We start from the raw sequence: 12,958 nt of genomic DNA on the forward strand, positions 1-12,958 counted from the left end.
ATAAATAACACAGGAGGCTGATTTTTTATGGGAAGAAGAAAAAGAGAACCAATGAGCGAAGAAAAAAAGAACATCATCGGAATGCTGCTAGAGGAGTATGATATCCGGTCAGCAAAGGATATAGAAGATGCTCTGAAAGATCTTCTTGGCGGCACTATACAGGAAATGCTTGAATCCGAAATGGACGAACATCTCGGATATGGCGCTTATGAGCATTCTGACAATCCGGACTACCGAAATGGTAAGAAACCAAGAAAATACGTGGAAACTTCGGAGAAACGGAAATTGAAGTACCGCAGGATCGCGACGGAACATTTGAGCCAAAGGTCGTAATGAAGCGTCAAAAGGATATTTCAGGTATCGGACCGTTCATCAGGTGCGAAATACGCTGAAATACGTTGGCGAAAAAAACAAGAAAGAATTTGCTAATGATCTGAAAACAATTTACCATGCGCCGTCTGAGGACGCTGCACTTGAACAGCTTGAGCGTGTGACGGAGAAGTGGGAAAAGGATTATCCCAATGCTATGAAAAGCTGGTACAAGAATTGGGACGTCATATCGCCGATTTTTAAGTTTTCAGCGGAGGTCAGAAAGGTCATTTACATCACCAACGCCATCGAAAGCCTTAACAGCGGATACCGCCGTCTGAACAAGCAGAGAAGCGTATTTCCAAGCGATACAGCGCTCCTGAAGGCTCTGTATCTGGCAACCCATGAGATTACAAAGAAGTGGACTCTGCCGCTGAGAAACTGTGGCAGAGTTCTTGGCGAGCTGGAGATCATGTACCCCGACAGGCTTGGCTGAGCGAGCCGCTGAAAATCAGCCTGATTCCATTGCGCTGCGCTCCATTCCAGCAGACTGACTGTTGAAGAAGCTTGACAAATTACGGTATTTATTGTATACTGTAAAAAAAATGAGCGGCTGTTTTTCAAGCCGCTCCACAATATCGTTTTTTATCACTGTTGTTGAATTTACAGAGATTTTTTCGCAGGGCCACATGATACCTGGCTGGACCCATAACATTATCAATCTCAGTGATACTGAGGATCTTGTTACTGTTATGACCTGCAATGAGATATTTGATCCAAGTCACCCTGATACTTTTGGGGAGCCTGTGTAATGTCAGAATACATAAGATCCCTCCGCCAGCACCTAGGCCACACCCCTCTGCTGCAGGTGGGAGCAAGCGTAATAGTAATAAACGAAGCAGGACAAATGCTCATGCAGCAGAGAACAGACTGCGGAAGCTGGGGATATGCAGGCGGCTCGGTGGAACTTGGTGAGTCTGTTGAGCAAACAGCCGAAAGAGAGCTTTTTGAGGAAACAGGTCTTAAAGCAAAAAAGCTCGAACTGCTTGGCGTCTATTCAGGTGAAAAAATGCAGTATACTTACCCCAACGGCGATAAGGTGTCAAACGTTGATATCGTCTACACCTGCCACGAGTATACAGGCGAGCTTAAAATGCAGGCTTCTGAGGTGTCGCAGCTTAAATTTATTGATATCTGCGACCTGCCGGAGGATATTTTTCCTCCAAATAGACCTGCTATAGAAGATTACATCAACAAAAATAAAATTTAAAGGAGACACTGTTATGTGCGGAATTGTTGGATTTACTGGAAATAACGAGGCAGCCCCGATCCTCTTGGACGGCCTGTCAAAGCTTGAGTATAGAGGCTATGACTCTGCCGGTATCGCTGTAAGAAATGGTGACGCAGAGCCTGAGATCGTAAAAGCTAAAGGCAAGCTGAAAGTCCTAAAGGAAATGACTAACGACGGCAAGGCTGTAAAAGGCGCTTGCGGTATAGGCCATACCCGTTGGGCTACCCATGGCGAGCCGTCAACTGTAAACGCCCACCCTCATTGCAGCGACGATGAAAATGTTATCGCCGTACATAACGGTATTATCGAGAATTATCAGGAGCTTCGTGAAAAGCTTATCAAAAAAGGATATACCTTTAAGTCAGAAACTGATACAGAAGTTGCCGTAAAGCTTATCGACTATTATTACAAAAAGTACCTGGGTACTCCTGTTGACGCTCTTAATCATGCCCTCGTTCGTATCCGTGGCTCTTATGCCCTCGCTGTTATGTTCAAGGACTATCCCGGAGAAATATATGCCGCAAGAAAAGACAGCCCTATGATAATAGGCGTTACAGGCGGCGAAAGCTACCTTGCTTCTGACGTTCCTGCAATACTTAAGTATACAAGAAATGTCTACTATATAGGCAATATGGAGCTTGCAAAACTTACAAAAGGCGCAGTTGCTTTCTACAATCTCGATGGCGAAGAAATACAGAAAGAAATGAAAACTATCGAGTGGGACGCAGAAGCTGCAGAAAAAAGCGGCTATGAGCATTTTATGCTCAAAGAAATACACGAACAGCCAAAGGTGATAAAGGATACTATCAATTCTGTGCTTACAGATGGAAATATAAGTTTTGAAAGCGTCGGACTTTCTGACGAGGATATGAAAAATATCCAGCAGGTGTATATAGTTGCCTGCGGCTCTGCCTACCATGTTGGTATGGTGGCTCAGTATGTTATCGAAGAACTGACTTCACTATCTGTCCGTGTGGAACTTGCTTCTGAGTTCAGATACAGACAAATGAAGCTTGCAAAGAATAGCCTCGCTATTATCATCAGCCAGTCGGGCGAAACTGCCGACAGCCTCGCGGCATTAAGACTTTGTAAAGAAAAAGGAGTAAAAACTCTCGGTATCGTAAACGTTGTTGGTTCATCTATCGCAAGAGAAGCTGATAATGTCTTCTATACCCTCGCAGGCCCTGAAATATCCGTCGCAACAACTAAAGCCTATAGCTGTCAGCTCGTTGCCGCATATCTCCTTGCAATGCAGTTTGCAAAAGCAAGAGGTGAGATATCCGACGAAAGATTTGCTCAGCTCGTTGAGGAGATTAATACTATCCCTGAAAAGATAGATAAAATTCTCGAGGATAAGGAACGCTTGCAGTGGTTTGCTTCAAAGGTAGTGAATATAAAGGACGCATTCTTTATCGGCAGAGGTATCGACTATGCAGTAGGCATGGAGGGAAGCCTTAAACTCAAAGAAATAAGCTACATCCATTCCGAAGCATATGCAGCAGGCGAGCTTAAGCATGGCCCTATCAGCCTTATCGAGGACGGAACTGTCGTGTTCAGCGTGGTAACACAGTCTGCACTTTATGAAAAGACCATAAGCAATATGGTCGAGGTAAAAAGCCGTGGAGCAAAGCTTTTCGGACTTACTACCTATGGGAATTATGCTATGGAGGACGTTGCTGACTTCACAGTTTACACGCCAAGGATAGATAACCTTTTTGCGGCAAGCCTTTCAGTAGTACCGCTTCAGCTTTTGTCATATTATGTATCAGTAGGAAAGGGCTATGACGTTGATAAGCCGAGAAATCTTGCAAAGAGCGTTACGGTGGAGTAAAAAGAGAAAAATACTTACATCGCTGTTTGCAGTGTACATCTTTGCCGTCCTCTGGCTCACACTCATAGACAGACAGTGGGGAGAACGTCAGGCGGAACTTATGCCCTTCTGGGAGGTGCGAAACCTTTTGGAGAACATAAGCATCAAGTATCTGCGGGATTTTTGGCTGGTACAGATTTTCGGAAACATTGCAATGTTTATACCTTTGGGTGTTTTGCTGCCATATCTTTTAAACGTCACAAAGTTCAAAAAAGTTTTCCTTATGTCCCTTGCCTTTTCAGCAGGTATCGAGATAACGCAGTATATCACAGGCAGAGGGCTTTGTGAATTTGATGATGTTTTCAACAACACTCTCGGGGCATGCGTGGGGTTCACATCTTGGCGTTTAAAGATGAGATACAATAAAAAATACAAGAATGAGCAAAGTCCGTGGTAACAGGCTTTGCTCTAAGGCAATATATTTTAGTATTGCCTTTTTGCAAGCATAGTACAATGGTCAGTATACAAGCTTCCCAAGCTTGGGATGCGGGTTCGATTCCCGTTGCTTGCTCCAAATAGCTGAGCAGACGTTTTGCCACGTCTGCTTTTTCTGTATTCGGATATTGATTTTTTACAGATTTTATAGTATAATTAGAATTGTAAAAATAATTGCTATCAATAACTTGGTTGGACTTTAGCACGTTCACTTCGTGCAGGCGATGTTCTTGTACTTTCAAATGGTGAACTTGTAACAGTTGAATGGGTTCAGCACGAAATTCTCGAATCACCTATCAAGGTTTATAACTTTGAAGTGCAGGATTTCCATACTTACTTTGTGGGCGAAAATGGGGTTTTTGTTCATAATGGGTGTGGAGATAATCAAAGTGTTTATGCTTTATACGATGAAAATACGAATCAAATCGAATATGTTGGTAGAACAAATGATCTGGAAAAAAGAAAAGCGCAACATAAAGCAAGTAATTCTTCGAGAAAAAATTTAAAAATGGTACCTATTGCTGAAGATATTCCATATGATGCAGCGAGGGGTTTGGAGCAACTTGGAATAGAAAAATATAATACTCTCAATCCTGTAAAGAAAAGCGGAAATGCTTATAATAATCAAATTAATGGAGTGAGTAAATCGGCGAAAAATGCGACTAAATCAAAAAGGTATCTTACAGCCGGCGAAGAATATGCGAATAAATTAGATGAATCATTGAATGATTATGGACTTCATGGCAGAATATAAAGGAGGTATATAGTGGGTACATGGGGGTATAAAATTAATCAAAATGATATATATAGTGATGTAAAGCAATACTATATTAGTTATCTTCAACTTGGAAAATCAAATATAGAAGCAACTAAAATGTTGATGGATAAATTTCACTGTATTTTAGCGAATGAAGATGATGCACCACTTTTTTGGATGGCATTGGCACAAATTCAGTGGCAAAAAGGAAGACTACTGGATGAAGTGAAACATCGTGCCATTGTACATATTGAAAAAGGTGCTGATTTAGAGTTTTGGTATGAGAGGTCGCAACAATTAGGCGATAAAAGGAAAAAGGCATTAAATGATTTAAAGGAACAGCTTGATTCTCAACCACCTCAGAGAAAAAAAATCCCAAAGAAAAATTTTTACAGGTGTCCATGGAAAATTGGAGACGCTTTTGCATATAAAATAACAAACGAGCTTGCTACAGAAAATAGTTTGCAAAACAAATATATAATTTTTCAAAAGTCTATGGAATTGTATTTTGAAGATAAGATATTCCGAGATGGAGATAAAGTACCTTTAATTCGTTTTTGGATAAGCGATAAATGTGATTTTAAGTATACTATAAGGTATTTTCCATGTGAGCCTGAACAACCCTTGCCACTAAAAAGTGGTAATTACCATTATCTAAAACAAATTTATTCAACATCAACTCGTAGCATTCCTAAATGTTTAATGATGCTAGGAAATTATGAGGTTTTTGTACCTAATGATGATAGTGGTTATATTGAGAAAATTGATAAATATAATTGGTGGAATTGGAACGAATTTGAAAAACAGGTCATAAATCATTATTGTAAGAACAGGGAGATAGGGAAATTTAAATATTAATCTTTCTGAGATGATGCGTGCAGTTTGCAATAAATGTTGCTGTGCGCATCAGTGTTCAGGAAAATAGCGAAGAAGTACATAACAGGCGAAGCAAGTTTCACCTGGGAAGAGATAAAGGGCGACTTATTTAAAGTTGCAATGACAGGAACGTCAATGTGGGGTTCTGCAAAGGACTTTGGCACATCTTATTGCTTTGTTGCTGGTACACTTGTGACTACTGAGGACGGACAAGAACCGATTGAAGAAATCGAAGTCGGCGATAGGGTTCTTTCGGAGGACGAAACAACTGGTGAAGTAGCTGTTAAAACGGTTACTGAAACCTATATCAATGAAACAGACGAGCTTATCCATATTTGTGTAAATGGCGAAACAATTTCTGCTACGCCGACACACCCATTCTATGTTGATAAACTTGGTTGGACTTTAGCACGTTCACTTCGTGCAGGAGATGTTCTTGTACTTTCAAATGGTGAACTTGTAACAGTTGAATGGGTTCAGCACGAAATTCTTGAATCACCTATCAAGGTTTATAACTTTGAGGTTGAGGATTTCCATACTTACTTTGTGGGCGAGTGTGGGGTGCTGGTACATAATGATTGTAATACAGGAAAATATAAAGAATTACGGGGCGAGGAAGGAAAAGAATCCCACCATATTATTCAAAATGCTTCTGTAAAAGATATGCCTGGATATAGCAGTAGTAACGCTCCAGCTATTTCTTTAGAGGGACCTTCGACGAGGATGGGAACAGAGCACTACAAAGCAACCCAATTCCAAAGTCATAATAATTATGGAGGTACTTATGGTGATGAGAGAAAAGTTGCATATATTTCACTAAGAAAAGCAGGAAAAACTAAAGAAGAAGCTTTTCAAGCAATTAATTACGCTGATAAATATTTTGTTGGTGAGTTGGGTTGGGATTTCACTACTATTACAAGTATTCCGAAAAATAGGAGATGAAAAATATGCATGGATATCAAATACGAACACTTATTGAAAAAATGTATCTAATTCAAAGACTAATAGTGGAACAGAATTGGGACGAACTGAAAAAAACATGTAAAATAGCGTGTGAAGTTGAGGAGATTCTTTATGAAATAAATCAATATCCAGGAAAAATCACATGCTGTGAAAACATTAATGATTTTTTTGATACATTAGTTTTGGGAGATTTCGATGGATTTAACATTTACGCTACAATCGATTTTTGGTATGATAATGAGCAAAGTGATTTATCTATGGAATGTTATGCAGAGTTTTATGGTAGATTATTAAAAAGCATCACGCTTAATAAAGTTCATGTTTTTTGAATGAATACTAGTTGTGATTAATGGCTAGGTGGGGTTAAACTTTTGAGAAATTGGGGCTTTAGTGAGAAATGCCATAATTAGCACGAGATTCTTGAATCACCTATCAAGGTTTATAACTTTGAGGTTGAGGAGTTTCATACTTACTTTGTGGGCGAAAATGGCATTTTTGTTCATAATGGGTGTGGAATAGAAGAAGTATCAACAAACAACGTTAGTAATGAGTCAGCATCCAAAGGAAAGCGTTGGCAAGTGGGAGACCCTATAGACGCGCCAACAGCATCTGGTAAAAATCCTAAGTGGTCTACAGTACGCCAACGTTATTGGAAAAATGAAGCTTACAATAATTCTGGAAATTATAGTGCGAGTGACCTCGCAAGAATGAAAAAGGGTAAAGCACCATCAGTTCAGTATCTAGAAAATGGTCAATGGTATTCAATGGAACTTCATCATAAAGACACTCCACAAAGAGATGGTGGTTCAAATATACTAGAGAATTTACTTCCGGTTTCTCCGTGGAAACATGATGAAATAGATCCTTATAGACACTTTAAGCCTTAGGAGGAAAAAATGAAAGCATTTTCAGTATTATTTCAAGAACGTAATTCCCCTATAATTATTTATAATGGAAAAACCGTATATCGATATTTAAGATGTACAGAAAAAGGAAAATACATATTAAAATTTAGGAATATTAAGACAAGAGCTAAGCGTATGCAGTTCTTTATGGTTCATCTTCTTAAAATGGATGGAGAAATCTATGTAAATGATAAACCATTCCTCGTTCCTAAAACGAAATTTCCACAGCTTGCTATAAATGAAGAAGAACTTCGCAATTGTCGCAGTATAATAATTAGTCTCACAAGTGGTCATTTTACCATTTGTAACGGAGAGGACACTTCTGGGGAAGGTTTGTATGCAGATTCTTTGATATTTGGCGCTGCAATTACTATCGATTGGTTAGATGAAGGTTGGTTTAGATTAAACTGCAACGACACAGAAAATGATGACGATTTTGATGATTTGATATTCGAGATGAAAGTCGAAACCAATGACAGAATGATTGATATAATTGAGGAATGGCAGCCGAGATATTGACTGATAAAGCAGCGGCATCCAGTTCGCTTCTTTTCTTATTTAACAGTTATATACAACAAATTTAATATTATGTTGTAGGTCTGCTGATTATAGACAAATAGCTTATCCATATTTGTGTAAATGGCGAAACAATTTCAGCAACGCCTAGTCACCCATTCTATGTTGATAAACTTGGTTGGATTCGCTATTTCACTAAGTAATGTAGAATGGTGGTATTCGTGCGGAAGTGGTGGAGTATGAACAAGCTAACATACATCGCCGCAACACGATCGTAGACAATTGGCTTGCCGATTGATAATGCTGCTTCTCTGTTATATCCTCGAAGTCGATAAGGTTTGTCGAGATTCTCCTTGAGCTTTCTCTTGCAACGTTTAAACTCATCCTTGATTTTCTGAATGTATTCTGCACGCTTTGCAGGATCATTTTCCATGTCCTGCAAAACGGCATAGTATGTATTCTGTGCGCACATAGCCCTGCAATAGTGGAGTCCATCCGGGACGCGTGCTTCTGCCTTTGTCAACAAAAAATCATTGCCCGTTTTTTCAGCACGACTAATATATTCTTTTAGCTTTGCCACTGCGACAATTCCTTTCAACACCGTACGATTATGTTTGCCACCCTTTCCAATACTAAAAATGTGGACAGTTTCGCTGTCAATGAATTTAATATCATCGACTTTTAAGTGAGCAAGCTCACGGCGTCGTAAGCCTGTGGTCACTCCAACATCACGAGTTGTTTCACCCGTTTCAGTATTGTATTTTGTCGGATCATTCTTTAAATGAGCTCCATGGCGTGGAGGGTGTCTAAATTCAATTGTTCTTCTGCCGAAAACTTTGCAAAGTGCAGAAAGATCAGTGTTGAGAGTATCAGCGGACAACCCCCTTGCTTCTCGTACATCAATGTACTCCTGTATATATTTTTCAGCCTCGAACATTGTTAGGTGACTTGTCTGAAACTTTTCTTTAAGATATTTACAAAATCGTTTTATTACTTTAATATATCTATTAAAGCTGCTTTCTGTAAATATCCTCCATTTATAAATGACTATTTCATCTAAAAACTTTTCAATTTCTTCATCTGAGAAACCTTTGTCTTTTAAATTCTTAATTCTGGCTTTCTTGATACTATTTTTGATTTTTAGTTTATGTTTCTTTGTACCAAAGAAACGCATTCCAGTTAGCCTATTTATTAGGACGTACTGCAACGTATTGTGACCAATTTCTACTTCTACATTTTTACCGTCAATAATTCTATTTACAATTTTAAACTTGCTCATCGAAATACTCCTTTTTATGGTCCTTGCTTTGTGTGTGGGTGGGGTCAAGTGCGGTTGACACTAACAGTATAAAGGTGTTATTTAGCAGCACGCTAAGGCCAGTGAATCGGATCATTCTCCGACCACCAAATGAAGACGCATGTCTTTTAAAAGACATACTCAGTGGACACCTTTATAGTGTCAGCAGGGTTATATCGCCAACCCGAGCGCTGCTGGTTAAGCAGACTAACTGATTTAAGAATCAATTAGTGACACCGGTTTTGGAGTATTTATTGATTTTTTAATCAATAAATTTGTAAAAACGATAAGCTTCTACAAACTCACACTACATCATACCAATTGTATGATATATAATGTATGCAAAAAACAAAAAAGGTCAGATGCATTTTTACAAAAATCTACGGAATAGATCTTTTGTTAAATTTTGAAGGAAAGCATGTTTCATCGGCCATTATTTTTAACAATAATCCTGTAAACTATACAAAACGTTATTAGTCTTAACTGTTTATTTAACTACATATTTTTTTACAAAACTGTTTTTTTTGCGTTTCCGAAAATCAGGAATGCAATGTTGGACTTTTTAAACAAGTATTTCCTTGTTAGTATCGTTGAGCTTGTCAATTTCATATCACGTAAATCAATAGCAAATAGTATAGCCTGAATTATTTCAAATTAAAGATATTGTTTTTTTAATGTAAAATACTTTTGTTGAGCTGACATACCACAATATGGATCATGAGCATGTTCAGATTTTTTATTGTTTTAATTTACTTCAACAAATGTTTCCTGCTGGAATTGCTGAGGTGAATTTTTTGTCATATTTCGCAAACACGACGAAAAAGCAAAAAGAGAGCCCACATTCTTTTTTTACGAATGTGAGCTCTCTATTTTTTGATACAAAAAAAGAGCATCTAAATGACTTAGATACACTAAACTTATACTTTTTTTAACAATTTTATCTTATCATATTTCTGTTCAAAAGTCAATGCCTTTTATCAAAAAAATAAAATTATATTTGAAGTTTATGCATTTCCAACAATGAATAATAAGCGTATTTGGATATAATGTATAAACTGATTGGCGGAAAATATCAACTATCTAAGTTGAACACTCATTATATAATAAGAAAGACAGCGAATTTCACGATTGATAGTATCTTTGTTATAAGCTTGAATAAGTAAAGATACCGAGTAACTCATTATTCTATTTTATTATGAGCAGTATAAGAAAAGAGATAGATATAACATATAAGTCAATTACATCTTTTTTTATCTTGCAGCTAATTATAGGTGCTTTGTCAATAAAAAAGTGAGCCACTTATCCTTATTTCTTATTTATTTGCTTACTTATTATAGCTTTATGTTTATATAAATGAAAACGTGATGTTTCCTAATGCGTTATCTTCAAGCTTTGCAGCAATATTACCAATGAAATGTTTGCGCATTTGTATAAAAAGCTGATTTTATCTTTAAAACAACTTGAGCTATTGCTTTTTTAGGGCAAACGTGATACAGAAAATAAACAACTATTATTTGCATTTAAACGATATATCTTCTTCCTTTGTAATATAAGCGGTGCTTTCTTCTTATATATTATAATGAGTAGCTTATTCTTCTTATTTTATCTTATAACAAGAATAAGCAAACATACTGAGTATGTTTGATCAAATAAAACTGAACCACTTATCCTTATTTCTTATTTATTGCTTACTTATTATAGCTTTATGTTTATATAAATGAAAATTTGTTGTTTTCTAATGCATTATCTTTAAGAATTACAGCAATACTGCCAATGAAACACTAGCACGTTTGTGCGATCCGCTGATTTTATCTTTGAAACTACATGAGCTATTGCTTTTTTAGGGCGAACGTGATATGGAAAAGAAACAACTATTATTTGCATTAAAATGATATATCTTCTTCCTTTGTAATATAAGAAGTAGTGCTTTCTTCTTATATATTATAATGAGTAGCTTACTCTTCTTATTTTATTTTGTAACAAGAATAAGTAAACATACTGAGTATATATGCTAAAATACAACTGAACCACTTATCCTTATTTCTTATTTATTGCTTACTTATTATAGCTTTATGTTTATATAAATGAAAACTTGTTGTTTTCTAATTTGCTAACTTCAGATTCTACAGCAATACCGCAAATGAAACATTAACATATTTGTGCAATACGCTGATTTTATCTTTAAAACTACTTGAGCTATTGCTTTTTTAGAGCGAATGTGATATGGAAAAGAAACAACTATTATTTGAGTTAAAACGATATATCTTCTTCCTTTGTAATATAAGTGAAGTGGTGCTTTCTTCTTATATTATAAAGAGTAGCTTATTCTTCTTATTTTATCTTATAACAATAATAAGTAAACATACTGAGTATATATGATCAAATAAAACTGAACCACTTATCCTTATTTCTTATTTATTTGCTTACTTATTACAGTTTTATGTTTATATAAATGAAAACGTGATGTTTTCTAATGCGTTATCTTCGAGCTTTGCAGCAATATTACCAATGAAATGTTTGCACAATTGTATAAAAAGCTGATTTTATCTTTGAAACAACTTGAGCTATTGCTTTTTTAAGGCGAACGTGATAAAGAAAATAAACAACTATTATTTGCGTTAAAACGATATATCTTCTTCCTTTGTAATATAAGCGGTGCTTTCTTCTTATATTATAATGAGTAGCTTATTCTTCTTATTTTATCTTATAACAAGAATAAGTAAACATACTGAGTATATATGATCAAATAAAACTGAACTACTTATCCTTATTTCTTATTTATTTGCTTACTTATTACAGTTTTATGTTTATATAAATGAAAACGTGATGTTTTCTAATGCGTTATCTTCGAGCTTTGCAGCAATATTACCAATGAAATGTTTGCACAATTGTATAAAAAGCTGATTTTATCTTTAAAACTACTTGAGCTATTGCTTTTTTAGAGCGAATGTGATATGGAAAAGAAACAACTATTATTTTCATTCTTTCTTTGTAATATAAGATGTTGTAATATAAGATGTGTTGTTTCTTCTTGTTTTGTTTTATAACAAGAATAAGTAAACATACTGAGTATATATGCTAAAATAAAACTGAGCCACTTATCCTTATTTCTTATTTTTTGCTTACTTATTATAGCTTTATGTTTATATAAGTGAAAATTTGTTATTTTATAATGCATTATCTTTGAGAATTACAGCAATATCGCCAATGAAACATTAACACCTTTGTGCGATCCGCTGATTTTATCTTTAAAACTATTTGAGCTATTGCTTTTTTAGAGCGAATGTGATATGGAAAAGAAACAACTATTATTTGCGTTAAAACGATATATCTTCTTTATTTTGAATATATAATATGTCATTTATTTTCTTATCTTATAAGTTGAACAAATATATCAAGTAATACAATTTTATTTATAATTATAAACAGTGTTATGGTGATCTGTCGTGGCACTGTTTGTATCTTCATCTGGGTGCTTTTAGTTGATAAATATATATGCTTTCTTTTTTTTGCTATGCCAAAGATAAGAATGAAAGTAACGAAGTTTTATTTATTGATGATTTGAATTTTAAAAGCGAAGTTCAAATTCTTGGAGAAGAGTTCGTTGTGTCGCCTGCCAAAAATCCTTTTGCGGTTTCTGTTGTAAAAAAATGCAGAAAGGCAATCGCTTATTTATCTTCATAACCACCCAAGTACAAATAATTTTTCTATAGCTGATATTGATACGTTTATATGCGAG

The 12,958-nt window shown here is 36.0% G+C and carries 9 protein-coding genes, 1 tRNA gene and 3 pseudogenes; 12 read left to right on the plus strand and 1 reads right to left on the minus strand.

Annotated features, from left to right (window positions below; genetic code table 11):
- Nucleotides 1–27: 27 nt before the first annotated feature.
- The 12 genes and pseudogenes from RBI_RS14455 (at nucleotide 28) to RBI_RS03085 (ending at nucleotide 7,925) form a co-directional block, all read left to right on the plus strand.
- Nucleotides 28–805 (plus strand): annotated as a pseudogene (locus RBI_RS14455) (transposase).
- 190 nt (nucleotides 806–995) lie between these two features.
- A pseudogene (locus RBI_RS14460) lies at nucleotides 996–1,121 on the plus strand (polysaccharide biosynthesis C-terminal domain-containing protein); the annotation flags it as partial.
- Nucleotides 1,121–1,579, plus strand: a complete 459-nt coding sequence (locus RBI_RS03040) for an NUDIX hydrolase (RefSeq protein WP_038670962.1) — start codon at nucleotides 1,121–1,123, stop codon at nucleotides 1,577–1,579. The pseudogene RBI_RS14460 and the gene RBI_RS03040, both read left to right, overlap by 1 nt.
- 13 nt (nucleotides 1,580–1,592) lie before the next feature.
- Complete coding sequence (gene glmS, locus RBI_RS03045) at nucleotides 1,593–3,431, plus strand: glutamine--fructose-6-phosphate transaminase (isomerizing) (RefSeq protein WP_038670964.1); 1,839 nt, start codon at nucleotides 1,593–1,595, stop codon at nucleotides 3,429–3,431.
- Entirely contained in the window at nucleotides 3,382–3,867 is a 486-nt protein-coding gene (locus RBI_RS03050) for a VanZ family protein (RefSeq protein ID WP_081855925.1), read from the plus strand. The genes glmS and RBI_RS03050 overlap by 50 nt, the downstream gene beginning before the upstream one ends.
- Before the next feature lie 42 nt (nucleotides 3,868–3,909).
- Nucleotides 3,910–3,984, plus strand: a tRNA-Gly gene (locus tag RBI_RS03055).
- Between the two features lie 123 nt (nucleotides 3,985–4,107).
- Nucleotides 4,108–4,659: pseudogene (locus tag RBI_RS03060) on the plus strand (polymorphic toxin-type HINT domain-containing protein); the annotation flags it as partial.
- Nucleotides 4,660–4,671: 12 nt separating this feature from the next.
- Nucleotides 4,672–5,520, plus strand: coding sequence for a hypothetical protein (locus RBI_RS13950; RefSeq protein WP_051706380.1), 849 nt, complete (start codon nucleotides 4,672–4,674; stop codon nucleotides 5,518–5,520).
- A 33-nt stretch (nucleotides 5,521–5,553) separates the two neighbouring features.
- Nucleotides 5,554–6,480 (plus strand): polymorphic toxin-type HINT domain-containing protein, encoded by a 927-nt coding sequence (locus tag RBI_RS13955; protein ID WP_051706382.1) that lies wholly within the window; start codon nucleotides 5,554–5,556, stop codon nucleotides 6,478–6,480.
- Nucleotides 6,481–6,485: 5 nt separating this feature from the next.
- Nucleotides 6,486–6,830 (plus strand): DUF7668 domain-containing protein, encoded by a 345-nt coding sequence (locus RBI_RS03075; protein ID WP_038670967.1) that lies wholly within the window; start codon nucleotides 6,486–6,488, stop codon nucleotides 6,828–6,830.
- A 102-nt stretch (nucleotides 6,831–6,932) separates the two neighbouring features.
- Nucleotides 6,933–7,388 (plus strand): hypothetical protein, encoded by a 456-nt coding sequence (locus RBI_RS03080; RefSeq protein ID WP_272481049.1) that lies wholly within the window; start codon nucleotides 6,933–6,935, stop codon nucleotides 7,386–7,388.
- 9 nt (nucleotides 7,389–7,397) lie between these two features.
- Nucleotides 7,398–7,925, plus strand: a complete 528-nt coding sequence (locus RBI_RS03085; RefSeq protein WP_038670972.1) for a hypothetical protein — start codon at nucleotides 7,398–7,400, stop codon at nucleotides 7,923–7,925.
- 184 nt (nucleotides 7,926–8,109) lie between these two features.
- On the opposite strand, the gene RBI_RS03090 is transcribed toward RBI_RS03085, so the two are convergent.
- On the minus strand, nucleotides 8,110–9,201 hold the full coding sequence (locus tag RBI_RS03090) for a site-specific integrase (protein WP_038670975.1): 1,092 nt from the start codon (nucleotides 9,199–9,201) through the stop codon (nucleotides 8,110–8,112).
- Nucleotides 9,202–12,958: the final 3,757 nt, after the last annotated feature.

The sequence above is a fragment of the Ruminococcus bicirculans (ex Wegman et al. 2014) genome, assembly GCF_000723465.1.
GTDB lineage: Bacteria > Bacillota > Clostridia > Oscillospirales > Ruminococcaceae > Hominimerdicola > Hominimerdicola aceti.